We start from the raw sequence: 19777 nt of genomic DNA, 5'->3' as shown, positions 1-19777 counted from the left end.
TCAGCCGGACCGCCTGAAGCTCGCACGGATGTGCGGCACCAGCCGTCCGCGGCGTTCGGTCTCGAAGTGATCCTCGCTCTCCCGGTTCAGGCCGAGCCGGTCGAAGGCGGCGATCTCGGACGGCATCAGCGGCCAGGGCGGTCCGTCGGCTTCGGCGCCCTCCTCGCGGGTCCGCGCGATCAGCAGCAATCGCCCGCCAGGCGCGACGAAGGACGCGATGGCCGCTATGGCGTTCCGACGCATCGCCCCTTCAAGCGCCTGGACCGTGTAGCACTCGTGGACCAGATCGAAGGCGCCGGCCCACCCGTCCGGTGGATCGAAGAGATCCGCCCGCAGATAGTCGACCGGGCTCGCCGGAAACCGCTCCCTCGCCCAACTCACCGCACGGGCGGAGATGTCGAACGCCGTCGTCGCATAGCCGGCGGCCGCGATCGCTTCCGCGTTGTCGCCAAGGCCGCAGCCGACGTCGAGGGCGGGCCGCCCCTCGCCCGGATGCGCCGCGAGCCATTCGACCAGCGCCGGCTTCGGCCTGAGGTCGGCCCAGGGAACCAGCTCGGGATCGCCATGGGCGTTCTCGTAGAGCGTCTCGAAGCGGTTCACCGCCGGCAGCGGCCCCTCCGTCACCCCTTCCGCTCCCACGCGCCGCGCTCCGATTGCTGCCAGTAGGTGGTCTCGTGACCGGCCGTCCTGGCTTCCTTCCATGCCGACCGGGCGCGGTCGACGGCGTCGTTGTCATTGCCGTCGAAGAGCATCACCACCCGCTGGTAGCCCGCCGGATCGGGAAGCGCCGCCCCGTCGGCGACGAAGCGCACCGTCGCCTCGTTCGGATTGTCGTCGCCGGCCGTCAGCCACACCGGCTGCAGCGCGGCATGGCCGTCCTTGGCCGTGCCGTGCGGCAGGAAGCCGTCGTCGCGCCACGTCCACAGATGCGCGTCGATCGCATCGAGCCGCTCCTCCGAGCCGAACTGGACGACGGCGCGCCAGCCGCGCTCGATGCATTTCTCAAGCAGTCCGGGCAACACCCTTTCGAGTGGCTGGCGGTCGAGGTGGTAGAAGAGGACCTCGGACATTTGCCGGTCAGGTCTCGTATCTGTCGGCGACCATCCGATCGAGCAGCCTCACGCCCCAGCCCGATCCCCAGGACTGGTTGATCTCGGTCTGCCGCGAATCCATCGCGGTGCCGGCGACGTCGAGATGCGCCCAGGGCGTCTTCTCGACGAACCGCTGCAGGAATTGCGCGGCCGTGACCGACCCGGCATAGCGGCCGCCGACATTCTTCATGTCGGCGAATTTCGAGTCGATCATCTTGTCGTATTCCGGATCGAGCGGCATCCGCCAGACGCCTTCGCCGGTTTCCCTGCCGGCCGTCAGCAGGGCTTCGGCAAGGCCGTCGTCGTTCGCGAACATGCCGGCATAGTAGTTGCCGAGGGCCACGAGGATGGCGCCGGTCAGGGTTGCCAGGTCGACCATCAGCTTCGGCTTGAACCGTTCCTCGGCATAGGTCAGCAGGTCGCAGAGGACGAGCCGCCCCTCGGCATCGGTGTTGATGATCTCGATCGTCTTTCCGGATTTGGCCGTGACGATATCGCCCGGGCGCTGCGCGGCGCCGTCCGGCATGTTCTCGACAAGGCCGATGATGCCGACCGCGTTGACCTTGGCCTTCCGGCCGGCCAGCGCCTTCATCAGGCCGACCACGGTGGCCGCGCCACCCATGTCGCCCTTCATGTTCTCCATATTGGCAGCGGGCTTGATCGAGATGCCGCCGGTGTCGAAGACGACGCCCTTGCCGATGAAGGTGACCGGCGCGTCCTTGGCCTTGCCGCCCTGCCACTGCATCACCGCGACCCGCGGCGGCCGCGACGAGCCTTGCGACACACCGAGAAGCGCGGCCATGTCGAGCTTCTTCAGCTCCGGCTCGGCGAGGATCTGGACCTTGACGCCGAGCTTCTTCAATTCGCTCGCCTTGCGGGCGAATTCGACCGGACCGAGGAGGTTGGCGGGCTCGTTCACCAGGTCGCGCGCCAGCACCACGCCTTCCCCGATCGCCTCCGCCGCCGACCACGCCTTGCGGGCGCCGGACGGATCCGCGCAGGTGATGGTGATCGCGGCCTTCGATGCGCCGGCCCCGGCACTCTTCTTCCCCGTCTTGAACTTGTCATAGGCATAGGCGCGGAGCCGCATGCCGAGGGCGAAGTCCGCTACCTGGCCCGGGGCGGGCCTCTTCCCGTCGGGCCGTTCCGCAAGGACCATGACCGACTTCGCCCGCCCCAGCGCGCCCATGGCCGCTCCGCCGAGGCGGAGCCAGTCATACTCGCTGAGACCGGCCGGATTGCCGGTTCCGACAACAATCAGCCGGTCGAAATCGGTCCCCGCCGGCGCCAGCAGGTCGAGCGTCGCCATCGCCTTGCCCGTGAAGGAGGCGGTCGCCGCCGCGCGGATGATCAGATCCGTAACGCCAAGCGCTCTTGCCTGTGACCCGAGCAGGAGATCGGCACCGGCAAGGACGACAACGGTGCCCGTCGGCTTGCGGCCGGGCTTGGCGAAGGAGAAGGTGGTCGGAACGGTCATCGAAGGAATCACCGGCGTTGGCGGACATGCGTCGCAAGGAAGCAGGTACGCGGGGTTTGCGTCTGAGAAGCAAGCACTCTTCGCGAAGGAGACCGACAAAAGCAAGGGATTTCGGGCAGTTTAAGGCGAAGGCCGACAAGCCGACGCTGCTTCAAGGGCGGTTGCTTCGCCCCGCATTCGGACCATAATCGCCGCTACGGACAGGCCAGAGCCCTTCGGACCCGAACGCATGAAGCTCATTGAGCGCTATATCTTCTCGAAACTGGTCTACGCATTCGTTCTCAGCCTCGTTGCTCTGACCACGACGGTGTGGCTGACCCAGGCGCTCCGCCAGTTCGACCTGGTCTCCGCCATGGGCCAGACGCTCATCACCTTCTTCCAGGTGACGCTGCTGCTGCTGCCGCCGCTCGCCACCGTCGTGGCGCCGGTCGCGGTGATGATCGCCGTCATCTACACGTTCAACAGCCTGAATGACGGGTCCGAGCTGGCGGTCATCAACTCGACGGGCACGCGGCAATGGTCGCTGCTCAAGCCGGTGCTGATGCTCGCCGTCGGCGTGACGGTCTTCATGGCCTGCATGACGCTCTATCTCTCCCCGCTCTCGCTCCGCCTCTGGCGCGAGACCATCACCAACGTCCAGGGCAATGTCCTGACGTCGATCCTCAAGGAGGGCGAATTCATCGAGCTCGAGGACAACCTCGTCTTCCAGCTCCGCCAGCGCGCTCCGGACGGGACGTTGCGCGGGATCTTCATGTCCGACAGCCGGGATTCCGACGAGACCGTGGTCTATCTCGCCGAACGCGGCGCGGTGCTGGACAGCGAGATCGGCGTCTTCCTGGTGATGAGCGACGGTACGATCCAGCGGCGCAACGAGAAGGAAAAGACGATCTCGATCATCCAGTTCTCCTCCTACGCCTTCGATCTTTCGACCTATTCCAGCAAGAGCGAGGCACCGCCCTATCGCCCGCGCGAGCGGCCCACCTTCTATCTCTTCGACCCCGACGCGAATGACAAATACTACCAGCGGAAGCCCGAGACCTACCGCCAGGAGCTCTATACGCGGTTCGCGACGCCGCTGAACGCGATGGTCTTCGCCCTCCTGCCGCTGGTCTTCCTGAGCCAGGCCGAAACCACGCGGCAGAGCCGGTCGACGACCATCGCCATGGCCAGCGGCTCGGCGCTGGCGATAGCCGGGCTGAGCTTCACGCTCAGCGTTGCCTCGGGGGAGAGCATGATCGCCGCGATCGCCCTTTTCCTGCTGCCGCTGGGCATGATCGGAGCGAGCGTCACCCTGATCCTGATGGGCATCCAGCCGCGACCGCCGGAGAAGCTCCTCATCTTCGGCGACAAGGTCACGGTACGGGTCAAGCGCATGCTGCGAATCCCCGTGGCTTCGGTAGCGACAAGCGGCGGTTGAGCATCACGAGATGATCGGCAAGACCCTCGCCTTCTACTTCGCCCGCCAGTTCGCCCTGCTTGTGATAGCGATCTTCGTCTTCTTCTTTTTCCTCATATTTGCAATTACTTACCTTGAATTTTTTACACGCTCCCTGCGCGCCGACGAGTTCAATGCGGGTCAGGTGCTGGTCCTTACCCTTTTCCGGGTCCCGAGCATCTGCGAGGAGGTGATGCCGTTCACCACCCTGTTCGGTTCGATCGCCGCATTCCTCCTCGCCAACCGGCGTCTGGAGGTGGTCATCGCGCGGGCCGCGGGCCTGTCGGCATGGCAGTTCCTGCTGCCGGCCTGCATCGTCGGACTGCTGTTCGGGATTGTGGCCACGACCGTCTACAACCCGATTTCCACCGCGCTGCGGAAAGCCTCCGACGAGATCGCGGCCGAGGTGCTGGCGCGGGATTCGAAAGACGCGCGAAAAGGCGAACCCCTCTGGCTCCGGCAGGCGGCCGAAGGACGCGAATCGATCATCGGCGCACAGCGCACCTACGACAGCGGATTCTCGCTTTCCGGAGTGACCGCCTTCGTGTTCGGCGACGGCGGCGCATTTTTGGAGCGGATCGATGCACAGGAAGCACACTACCAGCCGGGCGAGTGGCAGATCAAAAATGCGACCATAACGGCACCCGATCGCAAACCGCAGCGCAAGGAATTCTACCGGCTGCCGACAACGCTTTCCGCCGGCCAGGTCCGCGAAGCCTTTGATAACCTTGAATCAACGTCTTTCTGGGAACTTCCGCAGATCATCGATTCGGCGCAACGGGCGGGATTGCCGTCGTCCCGATACGAACTCCGTTACAACACGCTGCTGTCCCGTCCGGTGGTCCTGTTGGCAATGGTCCTGATCGCTGCCATCGTATCCCTTCGATTCTCCCGCTCGAACGAGCTGGGAAACATGATTTTGGCTGGCGTCGGCATAGGCTTCATGCTTTATGTTATCTCGAAGATTGCTTGGGATTTGGGGAGTGGGGGCATCGTACCGCCAACGCTCGCTGCTTGGCTTCCGGCAATCGTCACGATCTTGATGGGAGCGACCGTGCTCCTGCATCTGGAGGATGGATGAGGACCGGGGGAATCGTCCGTGTGCTGATGGGGCTGAAGGCGGCGTTCGGCCGCTCCGCCCTGTTGCCGGCGATCGCCGGGGCGGCGCTCCTGCTCGCGCCCGTTCTCTCAAGCTCGTCTAGCGCCCAGGACTTCGGCTTCGACCAGAATGTGAAGATCAAGCGCGACGCGCAGATGCTGGTCGAGTCCGACGAGCTCGTCTACGACTATGACAACCACACGGTGTCCGCGGTCGGCAACGTCAAGATTTACTATGTCGGCTACACGCTCGAAGCCGAGAAGGTCATCTATATCGAGGTGACGGCGAAGCTGATCGCCAGCGGCGGCGTCAAGATGACGGACCCGAGTGGCGTCGTCGTCTACGCCGAGGTCATCGATATCACGGACGATTTCCGGGACGGCTTCGTCGGTTCGCTGCGCGTCGACACCCCCGACCAGACCCATTTCGCCGCCGAACGGGCGGAGCGCGTCAGCGGCGAGCAGACCGTCTTCTACAACGGTGTCTACACCGCCTGCGAGCCGTGTAAGGAGCATCCGGAAAAGCCGCCGCTGTGGCAGGTCAAGTCGGCGAAGATCATCGTCAACGACAAGGAAAAAGAGATCGAGTTCCACAACGCGACGTTCGAGTTCTTCGGACTGCCGCTTGCCTGGATTCCCTATTTCACGACCGCCGATCCCTCGGTGAAGCGCAAGACCGGCTTCCTGGCGCCGGTCATCGGCGTCTCCGACACCCTCGGGTGGTCGGCGGCGACCCCCTATTTCATCGCCCTGGCGCCAAGCTACGACGTGACGCTGACCCCGAAATACTACCAGTATCAGGGCTTCCTGGGAGAGGTCGAGTGGCGCCAGCGCCTGCGCAGCGGCCAGTACACGCTGACCATGGCCGGCATCAATCAGGACAACCCGAAGAAGTTCCTGAAGGACCCGTACACGACGGCGAGCGGCAAGACCGCCTACCGGCACGGCAATTTCTCCCAGGACGAGTTCCGTGGCGGTATCCGGTCGACAGGTCGCTTCTCGATCAACAAGAACTGGACCTTCGGGTGGGACGGGACCGTCAGCACGGACCGGACGTTTACCCGCGACTACGACGTCCTCAACCAGGATACGTCGATCACCACGTCCGAGGTCCACCTGACCGGCCTTCAGGACCGCAACTACCTCGATGCGCGCGCCGAGTATTTCCAGGTCCTGACCGACGACCTCAATCCGAAATACGAGCAGGGTCGCCAGGCGGTGATCACGCCGGTGATCGACGGCAACCACATCTTCAAGAACCCGGTGCTTGGCGGCCAGCTTTCGCTGATCTCGAACCTGACGACCCTGTCGCGCGAAAAAGCCGACCCGTTCACGATTTCCGGCCAGTCGGCGGCCGCCTATAACGGCATCGCCGCGGACGGTACCACCTACTACCGTGGCCTCGCCGGCGACTATGTCCGTCTGTCCGAGGAGCTCGCCTGGGAGAAGAAAATGATCATCCCGGGCGGCCAGGTGCTCTCCACCTTCGCCTCGCTGCGCGGCGACGTCTTCTCGCTCGACACCGAAGGAACGGTGCCGCAGGGATTGACCAACCAGGATACCCCGACACGCCTCATGCCGACCGCCGGTGCGACCTGGAGCTATCCGATCCTGGCGTCGCTTCCCGGGTCAAGCCATGTCTTCGAGCCGATCGCCCAGATCGTCGCGCGGCCCGACGAACCGCTGGCGGGCAAGCTCGAAAACGACGATGCCCAGAGCCTGATCTTCGACGACACGACGCTGCTGCGCGAGGACAAGTTCTCCGGCTATGACCGCGTCGAGGGCGGCACGCGCGTCAACTACGGCATCCATTATGCCGGAACCTTCGATGGCGGCATGACCATCGACGGCCTCTTCGGTCAGTCCTACATGCTTGACGGCAAGAACTCCTTCGCCGTCAACGATATCACCGGTGTCGGCGCTTATTCGGGCCTTGAATCGAGAAGCTCCGACTATGTCGGCCATGTCGGTCTCGACACCGGGCGCGGAACCCAGCTTTCCATGCGCGGCCGGTTCGACCAGGAGGATTTCGCCGTGAACTACGGCGAGGTCGGCGGTGCGACCAGGGTTGGCGTGGTCACGGCCTCGGCGACATACGTCTACGCGCGTGAACAGCCGACGGCGGGCAAGCTGATCCCGACATCCCAGATCACCGCGGCCGCCTCCGTCGAGCTTTTCGACCGCTGGCGGGCCTTCGGCACGGCCGTCTATGACTTCAATGCGTCGCAGCTGCGGAAGGACTCCATTGGCATCGGCTACGACGACAGTTGCGTGACGCTGTCGATCGCCTATAGCGAGACGCGCGGCATCGACATTCCGGACCGGTCGATCATGGTGAAGCTGCTGTTGAGGACGCTGGCCGAAGGCACGGTTTCCTCCTCGATCCAGTAAGGCGGAGAGCGGCCCTCCACGCTTTCGCCCGATTTTTTCGGTTTGAAGCAGGACAACCAAATCCCGGACTATCAGGTTCCTGCCCCGTGCATTACGGCATCCGTCGATGGTCTCGGAAACGGGTGGGACAGACGGGGATGGAGACAATGCAGCAAGCTTTTCGTGTGACCGTCATTGCCCTGATCGCTTTGGCCTGCACCACGTTCGGTGCGTTCGAAGCATCGGCCGCCAGCTCGATCCGGATCAAGGTCGACGACCAGCCGATCACCTCCTACGACATCGCGCAGCGGACCACCCTCCTGAAACTCACCGGCGGCGGCGGCCAGAAGGCCGCTATCGAGGAGCTGATCGACGAAACCCTCCAGTTCATCGAGGCGGCCAAGCTCGGCGTGACCGTGTCGGAATCGCGCGTCGACTTCGCTATCGCGGACATCGCGAAGCGTACCAAGATGACACCCGCCAAGCTCAAGTCGGCGCTCGCCTCGCAGGGTGTCGACATCGAAACCCTGCGTCGCCGCATCAAGGCGCAGATGGTGTGGCAGACGCTTGTCGACGTGAAGATCCGGATGGACGGCGCCTCGGTGAAACAGTCGGACATCACCGCCGAGCTGTTCAGCGAATCCGGCGGCCAGGAAATCAAGACCACCGAATATATTCTGCAGCAGGTCATCTTCGTCGTGCCGAAGGGATCCTCCGGCGCCCTGGCCAACCAGCGCCGGCGCGAGGCCCAGGCTTTCCGCAGCCGCTTTCCCGGCTGCGAGCAGAGCGTCGCGATGGCGAAGCAGCTCAAGGGCGTCGTGGTCAAGAATCTCGGGCGGCGGACCGACGACGAATTGAGCCCCTCCGACGCCAAGGAGATCAAGGCCACGGCGGTCGGCAAGACGACGAATCCGATCAAGACCGATGGGGGATATCAGTTGATCGCCGTCTGCAAGAAGACCAGCGTCGACAGCAATGCGGCCGCGATCGCCCAGGCCGAGAGCAAGCTGACGCTTGAGCGGAACAAGGACATCGGCAAGGATTACATGGCCGAGTTGCGCAAGAAGGCGGTCATCGAGTACCGCTAGGGTCAAACGGGAAGGGAATTCTGTTGGAGACACCGCCGCTTGCCCTGACCATCGGCGAGCCCGGCGGTGTAGGTCCTGACATCACCCTCGGCGCCTGGCTGGACCGGCACCGGAACCCGCTTCCCGCGTTTTACTGCTATGCCGACCCGGGATTCCTGACGGATCGCGCCCGGCGCCTCGGGCTCGATTGCCCGATCGCCGTCGTCTCGCCGGACGAGGCGGTCGCGCGTTTCGGGGATGCCCTGCCGGTGGTTCCGCTCGAGGCTCGGATCGTGGCCGAACCCGGCGGCGCGGAGGAGTCCAATGCCGCCGCTGTCATCGAGGCGATCGCGCGCGCCGTCGGCGACATCCGGTCCGGGCACGCGGCGGCGATGGTCACCAATCCAATCAACAAGGAGGCGCTCTACAGGGCCGGCTTCCGGCATCCCGGCCATACCGAGTTCCTCGGCACGTTGTCCTCGGCCTGGACCGGCGAGCCGGGCCGCCCGGCAATGATGCTGGCCGGTCCCGATCTCCGCGCGGTTCCGGTCACCATCCATATCCCCCTCAGGGACGTCCCGGCCGCACTGAGCGAGGATCTGATCCTCGAAACCTGCCGCATCGTCGATGCCGACCTCCGCCGCCGCTTCGCGATCGCACAGCCGCGGCTGGCGATCGCCGGCCTCAATCCCCATGCCGGCGAAGGCGGGACGCTTGGCACCGAGGAGCGCGACGTGATCGCCCCGGCGATTGCCCGGCTGCGTGACGAAGGCATCGGCGCGCTAGGACCGCTTTCCGCGGACGCCATGTTCCATCCATCGGCTCGCGCCGGCTATGACGCGGCGATCTGCATGTATCACGACCAGGCACTCATCCCGGCCAAGACGCTCTCCTTCGCCGAGACCGTCAACGTCACCCTCGGCCTCGCCTTCATCCGCACCTCTCCCGATCACGGCACCGCCTTCGACATCGCCGGTACCGGCAAGGCCGACCCGTCGAGCCTGAGGGCGGCGCTCCGCCTCGCCGCGGAGCTCCGTCGCAACGAGGATGGCGGGTGACGCCCATGGACGACCTGCCACCGCTCCGCGAGGTGATCGCCCGGCACGGCCTCAGGGCGGTCAGGCGGCTCGGCCAGAACTTCCTGCTTGATCTCAATGTCACCGACCGCATCGCCCGCGCCGCCGGCGACCTGACGGAGGTCACCGTCGTCGAGATCGGGCCGGGCCCGGGCGGGCTGACACGCTCGCTGCTCGCCGCCGGCGCGGCGAAGGTCGTGGCGATCGAGCGGGACGAGCGCTGCCTGCCGGCGCTCGAGGAAATCGCCGGGCGCTATCCCGGCCGCCTCGATATCGTGCCGGGCGACGCCCTCAGGCTCGATTACCGCGCCCTCACCCAGGGCCCGGTGAGGATCGTCGCCAACCTCCCCTATAACGTCGCGACGCCGCTCCTCGTCGGCTGGCTGCGCGAGGAACCATGGCCGCCGGGCTACCTGTCGCTGACACTGATGTTCCAGCGCGAGGTCGCCGAACGCATCGTCGCCACGCCCGGCTCGAAAGCCTATGGCCGCCTCGCCGTGCTCGCCGGCTGGCGCGGCGAGGCCCGGATCCTGTTCGACCTGCCGCCACGCGCCTTCGTCCCGCCGCCGAAGGTGGTCTCCTCGGTCGTCGAGCTCGTGCCGAATCCGTCGCCCCTCCCCTGCGACGCCGGCCAGCTCGAACGGGTCGTCGCGGCCGCCTTCGGGCAGCGGCGCAAGATGCTGCGGCAGAGCCTCAAATCCCTCGGCGGCGACGCGACGGCGCTGCTGGACCAGGCCGGCATCGCGCCGACCCGGCGCGCGGAGGAAATCGACGTCGCGGGCTTCGTCGCCCTCGCCAACGCTTCTGGCCGCGCGCCGGTCGGCTGACCTATTCCGACAGCAACTGCGCGATGAAGGCCGGCAGGGTCGCCTGCCCGGTCCGGCTGAATCGATCGGCGACGTCGGTTATCTCGGGCGGCGACCGGCGCCTGCCCCGCTCGGTCACGAGCACTGCCTGCGCCCCCTTCAGCGTCTCCTGGAGGTCGCGGTTGACGAAGACATAGTCATATTCGACCCAGTGTCCGATCTCGGACCGGGCATTGGCCAGCCGGCGGGCGATCACGTCGCTATCGTCCTCGGCCCGCCGCACCAGCCGGGATTGCAGCTCTTCCATCGTCGGCGGCAGGACGAAGATCCCGACGACATCGTCAGGCATCTTCTCCTTGAGCTGCTGGGCGCCCTGCCAGTCGATGTCGAACAGCATGTCGTGTCCCGCCGCCAGCGCGGCCTCGACCGGCCCGCGCGGGGTCGCATAGAGGTTGCCGTGGACTTCCGCCCATTCGAGCAGTTCCCCGGCATCCCGCATGGCCAGGAAGCGCTCGCGATCGATGAAATGATAATGGACGCCGTCGACTTCGCTCGGGCGCCGCTTCCGGGTGGTCACCGAAACCGAGATGATCAGGTTGTCGTCACTGTCGAGCAGCAGCCGCGCCAGCGTCGATTTGCCCGCGCCCGACGGCGAGGAGAGTACGAGCATCAGTCCGCGTCGCCCGGGATCGGAAGCCATCGTCTATTCCAGGTTCTGGATCTGCTCGCGCAGCTGGTCGACGACGGCCTTCATGTCGAGGCCGATCGCGGTCAGGGCGCGATCATTGGATTTGGCGCAGAGCGTATTGACCTCGCGATTGAATTCCTGGGCCAGGAAGTCGAGCCGGCGACCGACCGCGCCGCCGGCGGCCAGCAGCTCCCGGGCGGCGGCGATATGGGCAAATAGACGGTCGAGCTCCTCCCGGATATCAGCCTTGGTGGCGAGGATCACGGCCTCCTGGTGCAGCCGGTCGGGTTCGAGCGCGGGCGCCGCGTCGAGCAGCGTCGCGACCTGCTCGGCGAGCCGCGCCCTGATCGTCTCCGGCTCCCGCGCCGGGGAACCCTCGGCGAGATCGGTCAGGCGCTTCATCTCGTCGAGACGCGCCGTGAGGACGGAGCCGATCGCTTCGCCCTCGCGCTCGCGCATCGAGACGAGATCGGCCAGCGCCTTGTCGAGCCCCGCCAGGATTCCGGCGTCGAGCGCCTCGCGCGCCGCCTCGTCCGTGGCAAGGTCGGCAACCTCGATCACGCCGCGCAGCGCCAGGATTCCCTCGGGCGCCGGTGGCGCCGTGTCGATGCGCTCGCCGATCCGCCTCACGGCGTCGATCATCCTGGCAAGGACATCCTCGTTGATGGTCAGCGCCTGCGCACCGGCGTCGCTCGTCACCGACAGCGACGCCTGGATGTTGCCACGGCCCAGCGTCGCGACGCAGCGGTCCCGCGCGTCCCGCTCGAGCCTTTCGAAGCCGGGTGGCAGGCGCAGGCGGACGTCGAGCCCCTTGCCGTTGACCGACCGCAGCTCCCAGCTCCAGCGCGTGGCATCGCCGCCATCGGCACGGGCAAATCCCGTCATGCTGCAAAGCGCCATGTGGCGATCCCCCTGGAGTCTCGCGGCACCGGATCGACCGATGCCCGCGGCGTTCAGCTTGCCGGCCCCCGTCCGGCATGGCGCCCTAGTCGGCCGGCGCGGCCTCGTCGTCCGGCGAGAGGGCCAGCGGCTCCTCCGCGCCCGGGATAGGCTCATCGCCGGCCGCATCCGCTTCGGCGGGCGGCGCCGCGCTGATCTCACGCCACCGGGCGACGTTGCGGAGATGCTCCTCATAGGTCTCGGCGAAAGCGTGGCCACCGGAGCCGTCGGCGACGAAGAAAAGGTCCCGCGTCCGCGACGGGTTGGCGGCCGCCTCGATCGAGGCCTGCCCCGGATTGGCGATCGGGCCGGGCGGCAGGCCATCGATCAGGTAGGTGTTATAGGGCGTTTCCTTCTCGAGATCGGCGCGGGTCAGGGAATAGTCCTGCGGCTTGCCGTCGCCGCCAAACAGCCCGTAAATCACCGTCGGGTCGGTCTGCAGCCGCATGTTCAGCCGCAAGCGGTTGATGAAGACCGCCGCGACCCGGCTGCGTTCGTCGGCCAGCGCGGTTTCCTTCTCGACGATGGAAGCCAGCACCGCCAGCTCGTTGATGTTCTTCAGCGGCAGATCCGACGCCCGCCGCGACCAGACATCGGTGAGCACCCGGTCGCGCTCCCGCTGCATCCGGGAGATGACGTTCTGGCGAGTGTCGCCGCGCGAGAAGTCGTAGCGCGCCGGCAGCAGCGTCCCCTCCGGCGGGATATCCTTGATCTCGCCGACGAGAATGTCATTGGCGAGCAGCCGATCGACGATCTGCTTGCTGGTCAGGCCCTCGGGAATGGTGATCGAGTAGACGATGCTCTTGCCCTCGACCATGGTGTCCATGATGTCGGCCATGCTGGCATGGGCGGGGATCAGGTATTCGCCGGCCTTCAGGTTGTCCTGGTTCTGGCTCAGCCAGACGCCGGCAATGAACAGCCATTTGCTGGAGATCGCGCCCTCGCGCTGCAGCTGATCCGCGATCGCGCTCAGCCCGGTTCCGCGGCTCACCGAAATCGAACGCTCCTGGTCGAGCGCGCCCTCCTTGTCGAATTGCGACTTGCCGATCAGCAGGCCGCCGCCGAGCGCGACGCCCGCGACGACGATGATCGTCAGCACGAAATTGGTGAAGACGACGAGCGGATGGCGGACCGCGCGCGACCGCTGCGGCGGCGGGGGTACCGATTCGGGCTGCAAGGCTTCCGTCGGACTCTTTGGCGCGGAGCGATTGGCCGACACCAGCCGCGCCGAGAGAATATCGGCGTCGCTGCCGAATTGATCCCCTCTGGAATCACTCATTTCGGTCCAAGCCTTTCGGTCGAATATGCCCCGGCCAGCGACTTTATAAGCAAATATGGCGAGAGCGGGATAGTACCCGCCTACGCGTGGCGGCGGAAAACCAGCGAGGCGTTCGTCCCGCCAAAACCGAAAGAGTTCGACAGCGCCACGTCGATCGTCCGCTCGACCGGCTTCTTGGGCACAAGGTCGAGTGCGGTATCGACGGAAGGGTTGTCGAGATTCAGGGTCGCCGGCGCGACATTGTCGCGGATCGCCAGCAGCGAGAAGATTGCCTCGACCGCGCCCGCGGCGCCGAGCAGATGGCCGATCGCCGACTTGGTCGACGACATCGACACCCGTCCGGCGGCATTGCCGAGCAGTCGCTCGACGGCCTTCAGCTCGATCTCGTCGCCGACCGGAGTCGAGGTGCCGTGCGCATTGACATAGTCGATCTCGTCCGGGGTGATGGCGGCCCGCTTCATCGCCGCCCGCATGCACCTTTCGGCACCGTCGCCGTCAGGAGAGGGCGACGTGATGTGGTGGGCGTCGCCCGACAGCCCGTAGCCGATGATCTCGCCGTAGATCTTGGCACCGCGCGCGAGCGCGTGCTCCCGCTCCTCGAGCACGACGATGCCCGCGCCCTCGCCCATCACGAAACCGTCCCGGTCCCGGTCATAGGGGCGCGAGGCCCTTTCCGGCTCGTCGTTGAAATCGGTCGAAAGCGTCCGGCAGGCTGCGAAGCCCGCGAGCGACAGGCGATTGACCGGCGATTCGGTGCCGCCGGCAACCATCACGTCGGCGTCGCCGAAGGCGATCAGCCGCGAGGCATCGCCGATCGCATGGGCCCCGGTCGAGCAGGCGGTGACGACCGCGTGGTTCGGGCCCTTGAGCTTGTGGCGGATGGAAACATGTCCGGCGGCAAGGTTGATCAGCCGTCCGGGCAGGAAGAAGGGACTGATCCGCCGCGGCCCCCGGTCACGCAGCGTCAACGACGCTTCGTAGATGCCGGAGATGCCGCCGATACCGGAGCCGATCAGGACGCCTGTCGCGCATCGGTCGTCTTCGTCCTCCGGATGCCAGCCGGCGTCGTCCAGTGCCTGGTCGGCGGCGGCCATCGCATAGACGATGAAGTCGTCGACCTTGCGGGCTTCCTTGGGCTCCATCCATTCGTCCGGATCGTATTTGCCCTCGGACGCGGGGCCGCGCGGAATCTGGCAGGCGATCTGGCAGGCAAGATCGTCGACCGGAAAGCCGGTGACCCTGACGGCGCCACTCTTCCCGGCAAGCAGATTCTTCCACGTGGGTTCGACCCCGCAGCCAAGCGGGGTAACCATCCCAAGCCCTGTAACGACGACTCGCCTCATCGGACGATCAGCCCCCAGCTCGCCGGATCGAATCCGGCTTCACCGCTGGAGCGCCCGGTCAGGCCGCGTTCTTTTCAAGGAACTTGACGGCGTCGCCGACCGTGAGAATCGTCTCGGCGGCATCATCGGGAATCTCGACCCCGAATTCTTCCTCAAACGCCATGACCAGCTCGACGGTGTCGAGGCTGTCAGCGCCAAGGTCGTCGATGAAGCTGGCCTTTTCCGTAACTTTATCCGCGTCGACGCCCAGATGCTCGACGACGATCTTCTTCACCCGTTCAGCGATATCGCTCATCTTGTCAGAACCTCAGTTGCCCAATCATGATCAACTCCGAAGAGTTGCCCCCTCCGCCGGTGATCGGTCCTTGGCCTGCGCACGGGAACGGGAATTTGGCCCGAAATACTCGGTGCGGCGTCGCCGTAACTGCCGATCGGCAGGGGGTAGAAGAAGCCGCCCGGACGTCGGCAATTTGGCCGGTCGTAACACACTTTATTGACCTTTACCAGCGGCCGGGACAGCTCGAAAACACCCTTGTCGACCCTTTCTGGTCGACTCATTTTATCCTTTTAGATCATGGCCATACCACCATTGACATGGATCGTTTGCCCGGTGACATAGGCGGCCTCGTCGCTGGCGAGATAAACCGCCGCCGACGCGATCTCCTCCAGTGTCCCCAGGCGCCTCATCGGAACCCGTTGCAGAATCGATTCTTTCTGCTTGTCGTTCAATGCGTCGGTCATCGCCGAAGCGACGAAGCCCGGCGCGATGCAATTGGCCGTGACGCCGCGGCTGGCGACTTCCTGCGCAAGCGCCTTGGTCATGCCGATCAGCCCGGCCTTCGAGGCGGCATAGTTGCCCTGGCCCGCATTCCCGGTCACGCCAACGACCGACGATATCGAGATGATCCGGCCACCGCGCCGGCGCATCATGCCCATCAGCACGGCGCGCGACAGCTTGAAGGCTGCCGTCAGGTTGACGGTGATGACCTTGTTCCAGTCCTCGTCGGATATCCTGACGAAGAGGGTGTCGCGGGTCAGCCCTGCATTATTGACGAGGATATCGAGGTCGCCGATCGCTTCTTCGGCTTGCGGCACCAGCGCGTCGACCGCTGCACCGTCGCCGAGATCGCAGGGCAGGACCGCGCAGCGCTCGCCAAGCTCGGCGGCGAGCTGGTCGAGTGCCTCGCGCCGCGTGCCGGAAAGGGCGACCGTCGCGCCCTGCTGGTGCAGCGCCCTGGCGATGCCGCCGCCGATGCTGCCGCTCGCGCCGGTGACCAGCGCGCGTTTAGCCGTCAGATCAAACATTTTTCACCTCGTCGGCGCCGAGCTGGCTCACGGCCGCCTCGATATCTTCGGGCGTCCCGGCGGTCATCGTCGCGACGCCATCGGCGATCCGCCTGGCAAGCCCGGAAAGCACCTTCCCCGCCCCGACCTCGACGAATCGGTCGACGCCGGCTTCCGCCAGCCACACGATCGATTCGCGCCAGCGGACCATGGCCGTCACCTGGGTCACCAGGTTGCGCCGGATTTCTTCGGCGTCGCTGGTCGGCCGGGCCGTCACGTTGGCGACGATCGGCACCACGGGCGCGTTGAGCGTCACCTCGGCAAGCGCCGCCCGCATCACCTCCGCCGCCGGCGCCATCAGCGCGCAGTGGAACGGCGCGCTGACCGGCAGCAGGACCGCGCGCCTCGCGCCCTTCGCCTTGGCGATCTCGACCGCGCGTTCGACGGCGGCCTTGTCGCCGGAGACCACGACCTGTCCGCCCCCGTTGTCATTGGCGGCCGAGCAGACGGCGCCTTCGGCCGCTTCAGCGGCGACCGCGGCGACCGTTTCGAGGTCGAGCCCGATCAGCGCCGCCATCGCGCCGGCGCCGACCGGCACGGCTTCCTGCATGGCGCGCCCGCGGGTCCGCAAGAGCCGCGCCGCGTCGCCGACGCTGAGCGCGCCGGCCGCCGCGAGAGCCGAATATTCGCCGAGCGAATGGCCGGCGACGAAGGCGGCGCTCGATGCGATGGGTGCGCCACGGGATGCCAGCACCCGGGTCGCGGCCAGGCTCACCGCCATCAGCGCCGGCTGCGCGTTCTCGGTCAGGGTCAGCGCGTTCGCCGGCCCATCCCAGATGGTTGCCGAAAGCTTCTCGCCGAGGGCTTCGTCGACCTCGTCGAAAACGGCGCGCGCTTCCGGATAGGCATCGGCCAGGGCCTTGCCCATGCCCACGGCCTGGCTGCCCTGCCCGGGAAATGTGAACGCCGTCGTCATCCGCGCCGCTTGCTTGCCTCTTCGGGACCTGCCCGGAAAAATCCGCGCCTTTGAGCCTGTTTGGCTCCGCAATGTCAAGCACGGCAGGCCAACAACCGCGCATGTCCAGTGGAAGACCGGCTGGCGCGTCCATGCCTTGCATTTGCCGAATCTTGGCTTATAACCCCCCTCGTCCAATCGGACCCCGGCTGGGGGCTGAACGGAAGCCCGGGATTTCCCGGGAGGATCGACAGGCGATCCGTCTTCCCGTGTCTCCGCTCTCGAAGTGCAAGCGGGCCTTTCCTTTCAAAGGCTTCGCGAGGCTTGGCGCCGGCTAACATGAAGGAAAGGCCGAAATGCCTCTTTACGAGCATATCTTCCTGGCACGCCAGGACATCTCGAGCCAGCAGGTCGAAGGGCTGGTCGATCAGTTCAAGGCCGTCATCGAGGAAGGTGGCGGCAAGGTCGCCAAGGTGGAGACCTGGGGCCTCAAGTCCCTCACCTACCGCATCCGCAAGAACCGCAAGGCGCATTTCACGCTGCTGAATCTCGATGCGCCGCCGGCGGCGGTCGCCGAGATGGAACGGCAGCAGCGTATTCACGAAGACGTGCTGCGCACGATGACCATCAAGGTCGACGAGCTCGAGGAGGGCCCGTCGGTGATGATGCAGAAGCGTGATCGCGACGACCGGCCGCGCGGCCGCTTCGGCGATCGCGAGCGCGGTCCTGGCGATCGCGACCGCGGTCCCCGGCGCGACGAGCGTGATTCCAGCGACGACAAGGGTTCCGAATAATGGTCGACATCAACCAGCTTCCGACGCGTCGGCCCTTCTTCCGTCGCCGCAAGACCTGCCCTTTCTCCGGCGAGAATGCGCCGAAGATCGACTACAAGGACGTCCGCCTGCTCCAGCGCTACATCTCGGAGCGTGGCAAGATCGTGCCGTCGCGGATCACCGCCGTCTCGGCCATCAAGCAGCGTGAGCTCGCGCGCGCCATCAAGCGGGCGCGTTTCCTGGGTCTCCTGCCCTACGTGATCAAGTAGGCCGCGGGGCGCCCTTTCGTTGATACGGGTTGGGGCATGGAGCGGAAGACGTCCGCGACCTGCCCCTAACCGCTTCGCAGGAGCGGGACAGCGAACGACATGGTTCAGATCATCCTGGTCGGCCTGGTAGCCGGCGTCGCGGGCGCCCTGCTCTTCCTGTCGCCAATCGGCGGGACCACCCTCGCCTTCCCGCTCTTCACCCTGTGCGGCCTGCCGGTCGCCATCGCCGGTCTCGGCTGGACGCTCATCGCCGGCCTGATCGCATCGGCCGTGGCGGCCGTGGTCATTCTCGTCGCCATCTCGGGCCCGGCGGCGATCGTCTATCTCGCCCTGTTCGCCGGGCCGATCGTCTGGATGGCGCGGTTCGCCGGCCTGTCACGCCAGGATGGCGGCGATGGCGGAATCGAGTGGTATCCGATCGGGCGCATCCTCTTCCACGGAACCTTCGCCGCGGCGATCGGGCTGGTGGTTGTCGGAATCGTGATCGGCTTCGATCCCGCCACGATCACCGACGAGATGGTCTCGACACTGTCCGACTGGCTGGCGCAGTCGCCCGATGTCGCGGCCCCGCCATCGGTCGAGGATATCGAGCCCTTCGTGCGCTTCAACGTCGCGGCGATGCCGTTCACCGTCTCGGCGATCCTCGTCATCATCCTTGTCTTCAACATGTGGCTTGCCGGCCGGATCACCGACGCCTCCGGGCGGCTTCCCCGGCCACGCCCGCCGTTGTGGACCGCCGCCCTTCCCAACGAGGCGGTGGTGGTTCTCGCCGCCGCTCTTGCCGCCTCCTTCATCCCCGGCGCCATCGGCCACGCCGCCGGCACCCTTGTCGGCGGTCTCGGCGCGGCCTTCGCCCTTGTCGGGCTCGCGGTCCTTCACGCCACCACGATGGCCAGCAACCTCAGGACGCTGATCCTGGTGACCGTCTACGTGGTGCTCATCCTGTTCGGCTTCCCGATCGTCCTTCTGACGCTGCTCGGGCTCGCCGATGGATTCGTCAACTTGCGCGCGCGGAAGCTACGCGGCGCTCCACCCAACCAATGACTTCAGAAGGAGTGACATCATGGAAGTGATCCTGCTTGAGCGGATTGCCAAGCTCGGCCAGATGGGCGACGTCGTCCGGGTCAGGGATGGCTACGCCCGCAATTTCCTGCTCCCCCAGGGCAAGGCGCTCCGCGCGACCAAGGAGAATGGCAGGCGATTCGAGGAACAGCGGGCCCAGCTCGAGGCGCGCAATCTCGAACGCCGTCAGGAGGCCGAGGCGGTTGCCGCCAAGCTCAACGGCCAGTCCTTCATCGTCGTCCGCCAGGCCGGCGAGACCGGCCAGCTCTACGGCTCGGTCAATGCGCGCGACCTGGTCGAAATCCTGGAGAATGGCGGCTTCAGCGTCGGTCGCAGCCAGGTCGCCCTGGAGCAGCCGATCAAGACCATCGGCCTTCACCCGGTGAAAATCGTCCTTCATCCCGAGGTCGATAGCGAGATCGTCGTCAACGTCGCCCGCAGCGAGGATGAAGCCGAGCGGCAGGCGCGGGGCGAGGACGTGACCCGTCCCTATGACGAGCAGGAGGAAGAAGAGGCCGAAGACGCCGCATCGGCCGACGCGGAGGGAACCGGTGAGGCGGCCGAGGCGGCTCCGGCCGAGACAGGCGAAGACACCGAGACCGGGACGACGGCCTAGGTCCGGGACGGTCGAGACGGACGGGCGGGCCGCTCCCTTCGGGAGAGTCCGGCCCGCCTGTTGAGCCTGGCAACCATCCCGTATTAACTTCGTGCCGCGATCTCGGGGGGCCGAGCCGCGACCTTCCTCGCAGCCACGGCGGGATATGC

Annotated in this window: 20 protein-coding genes; 10 read left to right on the top strand and 10 right to left on the bottom strand. The window is 66.1% G+C overall.

Annotation, left to right across the window (positions count from 1 at the left end; genetic code table 11):
* Genes KDJ86_RS09010 through KDJ86_RS09000 form a run of 3 tightly spaced genes read right to left on the bottom strand, consistent with a single transcriptional unit; the run spans position 1 to position 2568 of the window.
* Positions 1-624: a class I SAM-dependent methyltransferase gene (locus KDJ86_RS09010; protein ID WP_291744840.1), complete on the bottom strand. Its 624-nt coding sequence runs from the start codon at positions 622-624 to the stop codon at positions 1-3.
* Positions 621-1070, bottom strand: coding sequence for a DNA polymerase III subunit chi (locus KDJ86_RS09005; RefSeq protein ID WP_291744838.1), 450 nt, complete (start codon positions 1068-1070; stop codon positions 621-623). Before KDJ86_RS09005 ends, KDJ86_RS09010 begins: the two co-directional genes overlap by 4 nt.
* Positions 1071-1077: 7 nt before the next feature.
* Positions 1078-2568, bottom strand: a complete 1491-nt coding sequence (locus KDJ86_RS09000) for a leucyl aminopeptidase (RefSeq protein ID WP_291744836.1) — start codon at positions 2566-2568, stop codon at positions 1078-1080.
* A gap of 229 nt (positions 2569-2797) precedes the next feature.
* Here KDJ86_RS09000 and lptF point away from each other — a divergent pair, with 229 nt between their 5' ends.
* The 6 genes from lptF (at position 2798) to rsmA (ending at position 10441) form a co-directional block, all read left to right on the top strand.
* Complete coding sequence (gene lptF / locus KDJ86_RS08995) at positions 2798-3985, top strand: LPS export ABC transporter permease LptF (RefSeq protein WP_291744834.1); 1188 nt, start codon at positions 2798-2800, stop codon at positions 3983-3985.
* A 10-nt stretch (positions 3986-3995) separates the two neighbouring features.
* A complete protein-coding gene (lptG, locus tag KDJ86_RS08990) occupies positions 3996-5084 on the top strand; it encodes an LPS export ABC transporter permease LptG (protein WP_291744833.1) in 1089 nt (362 codons plus the stop codon).
* Positions 5081-7492, top strand: coding sequence for an LPS-assembly protein LptD (locus KDJ86_RS08985; protein WP_291744831.1), 2412 nt, complete (start codon positions 5081-5083; stop codon positions 7490-7492). Before lptG ends, KDJ86_RS08985 begins: the two co-directional genes overlap by 4 nt.
* A gap of 146 nt (positions 7493-7638) precedes the next feature.
* Positions 7639-8559: a peptidylprolyl isomerase gene (locus tag KDJ86_RS08980; protein WP_291744830.1), complete on the top strand. Its 921-nt coding sequence runs from the start codon at positions 7639-7641 to the stop codon at positions 8557-8559.
* Between the two features lie 23 nt (positions 8560-8582).
* Positions 8583-9596, top strand: a complete 1014-nt coding sequence (gene pdxA, locus KDJ86_RS08975) for a 4-hydroxythreonine-4-phosphate dehydrogenase PdxA (protein ID WP_521085274.1) — start codon at positions 8583-8585, stop codon at positions 9594-9596.
* Positions 9597-9601: 5 nt separating this feature from the next.
* Positions 9602-10441, top strand: coding sequence for a 16S rRNA (adenine(1518)-N(6)/adenine(1519)-N(6))-dimethyltransferase RsmA (gene rsmA, locus KDJ86_RS08970; protein WP_291744829.1), 840 nt, complete (start codon positions 9602-9604; stop codon positions 10439-10441).
* A gap of 1 nt (position 10442) precedes the next feature.
* Here the strand turns inward: rsmA and gmk are convergent, their stop codons facing one another.
* From gmk to fabD, 7 genes are all read right to left on the bottom strand, one after another.
* Positions 10443-11120, bottom strand: coding sequence for a guanylate kinase (gene gmk / locus KDJ86_RS08965; protein WP_291744827.1), 678 nt, complete (start codon positions 11118-11120; stop codon positions 10443-10445).
* A 3-nt stretch (positions 11121-11123) separates the two neighbouring features.
* Positions 11124-12008: a YicC/YloC family endoribonuclease gene (locus tag KDJ86_RS08960; RefSeq protein ID WP_291744825.1), complete on the bottom strand. Its 885-nt coding sequence runs from the start codon at positions 12006-12008 to the stop codon at positions 11124-11126.
* A gap of 85 nt (positions 12009-12093) precedes the next feature.
* On the bottom strand, positions 12094-13326 hold the full coding sequence (mltG, locus tag KDJ86_RS08955; protein ID WP_291744824.1) for an endolytic transglycosylase MltG: 1233 nt from the start codon (positions 13324-13326) through the stop codon (positions 12094-12096).
* An 80-nt stretch (positions 13327-13406) separates the two neighbouring features.
* The gene (gene fabF, locus KDJ86_RS08950; protein WP_291744822.1) at positions 13407-14669 is read right to left on the bottom strand and encodes a beta-ketoacyl-ACP synthase II; all 1263 of its coding nucleotides are present in this window, start codon (positions 14667-14669) and stop codon (positions 13407-13409) included.
* Positions 14670-14727: 58 nt separating this feature from the next.
* Positions 14728-14964 (bottom strand): acyl carrier protein, encoded by a 237-nt coding sequence (locus tag KDJ86_RS08945; RefSeq protein WP_090878049.1) that lies wholly within the window; start codon positions 14962-14964, stop codon positions 14728-14730.
* A gap of 272 nt (positions 14965-15236) precedes the next feature.
* Positions 15237-15974, bottom strand: a complete 738-nt coding sequence (fabG, locus tag KDJ86_RS08940; protein WP_291744819.1) for a 3-oxoacyl-[acyl-carrier-protein] reductase — start codon at positions 15972-15974, stop codon at positions 15237-15239.
* Entirely contained in the window at positions 15967-16929 is a 963-nt protein-coding gene (gene fabD / locus KDJ86_RS08935; protein ID WP_291744817.1) for an ACP S-malonyltransferase, read from the bottom strand. Before fabD ends, fabG begins: the two co-directional genes overlap by 8 nt.
* A gap of 335 nt (positions 16930-17264) precedes the next feature.
* On the opposite strand from fabD, the gene rpsF reads away from it, so the two are divergent.
* The 4 genes from rpsF to rplI all read left to right on the top strand — a co-directional run bounded on the left by rpsF (position 17265) and on the right by rplI (position 19628).
* Entirely contained in the window at positions 17265-17702 is a 438-nt protein-coding gene (gene rpsF / locus KDJ86_RS08930) for a 30S ribosomal protein S6 (protein ID WP_291744816.1), read from the top strand.
* On the top strand, positions 17702-17950 hold the full coding sequence (gene rpsR / locus KDJ86_RS08925) for a 30S ribosomal protein S18 (RefSeq protein WP_291744815.1): 249 nt from the start codon (positions 17702-17704) through the stop codon (positions 17948-17950). The genes rpsF and rpsR overlap by 1 nt, the downstream gene beginning before the upstream one ends.
* 99 nt (positions 17951-18049) lie before the next feature.
* Entirely contained in the window at positions 18050-18994 is a 945-nt protein-coding gene (locus tag KDJ86_RS08920; RefSeq protein WP_291744813.1) for a hypothetical protein, read from the top strand.
* A 19-nt stretch (positions 18995-19013) separates the two neighbouring features.
* Positions 19014-19628 (top strand): 50S ribosomal protein L9, encoded by a 615-nt coding sequence (gene rplI / locus KDJ86_RS08915; protein ID WP_291744811.1) that lies wholly within the window; start codon positions 19014-19016, stop codon positions 19626-19628.
* The last annotated feature ends 149 nt before the right edge of the window (positions 19629-19777 follow it).

Source organism: Bauldia sp. (genome assembly GCF_020442045.1).
Taxonomy (GTDB): Bacteria; Pseudomonadota; Alphaproteobacteria; order Rhizobiales; family Kaistiaceae; genus Bauldia.
This window is presented reverse-complemented; position numbering and strand designations above follow the sequence as displayed.

What these genes read in the sequence shown, in the direction of transcription:
- fabD (WP_291744817.1), bottom strand. Translation starts at nt 16,929, where the DNA reads ATGACGACGGCGTTCACATTTCCCGGGCAGGGCAGCCAGGCCGTGGGC.
- fabG (WP_291744819.1), bottom strand. Translation starts at nt 15,974, where the DNA reads ATGTTTGATCTGACGGCTAAACGCGCGCTGGTCACCGGCGCGAGCGGC.
- KDJ86_RS08945 (WP_090878049.1), bottom strand. Translation starts at nt 14,964, where the DNA reads ATGAGCGATATCGCTGAACGGGTGAAGAAGATCGTCGTCGAGCATCTG.
- KDJ86_RS09000 (WP_291744836.1), bottom strand. Translation starts at nt 2,568, where the DNA reads ATGACCGTTCCGACCACCTTCTCCTTCGCCAAGCCCGGCCGCAAGCCG.
- fabF (WP_291744822.1), bottom strand. Translation starts at nt 14,669, where the DNA reads ATGAGGCGAGTCGTCGTTACAGGGCTTGGGATGGTTACCCCGCTTGGC.
- KDJ86_RS09005 (WP_291744838.1), bottom strand. Translation starts at nt 1,070, where the DNA reads ATGTCCGAGGTCCTCTTCTACCACCTCGACCGCCAGCCACTCGAAAGG.
- KDJ86_RS08980 (WP_291744830.1), top strand. Translation starts at nt 7,639, where the DNA reads ATGCAGCAAGCTTTTCGTGTGACCGTCATTGCCCTGATCGCTTTGGCC.
- rpsF (WP_291744816.1), top strand. Translation starts at nt 17,265, where the DNA reads ATGCCTCTTTACGAGCATATCTTCCTGGCACGCCAGGACATCTCGAGC.
- gmk (WP_291744827.1), bottom strand. Translation starts at nt 11,120, where the DNA reads ATGGCTTCCGATCCCGGGCGACGCGGACTGATGCTCGTACTCTCCTCG.
- lptG (WP_291744833.1), top strand. Translation starts at nt 3,996, where the DNA reads ATGATCGGCAAGACCCTCGCCTTCTACTTCGCCCGCCAGTTCGCCCTG.
- lptF (WP_291744834.1), top strand. Translation starts at nt 2,798, where the DNA reads ATGAAGCTCATTGAGCGCTATATCTTCTCGAAACTGGTCTACGCATTC.
- KDJ86_RS08985 (WP_291744831.1), top strand. Translation starts at nt 5,081, where the DNA reads ATGAGGACCGGGGGAATCGTCCGTGTGCTGATGGGGCTGAAGGCGGCG.
- KDJ86_RS08960 (WP_291744825.1), bottom strand. Translation starts at nt 12,008, where the DNA reads ATGGCGCTTTGCAGCATGACGGGATTTGCCCGTGCCGATGGCGGCGAT.
- mltG (WP_291744824.1), bottom strand. Translation starts at nt 13,326, where the DNA reads ATGAGTGATTCCAGAGGGGATCAATTCGGCAGCGACGCCGATATTCTC.
- rplI (WP_291744811.1), top strand. Translation starts at nt 19,014, where the DNA reads ATGGAAGTGATCCTGCTTGAGCGGATTGCCAAGCTCGGCCAGATGGGC.
- rpsR (WP_291744815.1), top strand. Translation starts at nt 17,702, where the DNA reads ATGGTCGACATCAACCAGCTTCCGACGCGTCGGCCCTTCTTCCGTCGC.
- rsmA (WP_291744829.1), top strand. Translation starts at nt 9,602, where the DNA reads ATGGACGACCTGCCACCGCTCCGCGAGGTGATCGCCCGGCACGGCCTC.
- KDJ86_RS08920 (WP_291744813.1), top strand. Translation starts at nt 18,050, where the DNA reads ATGGTTCAGATCATCCTGGTCGGCCTGGTAGCCGGCGTCGCGGGCGCC.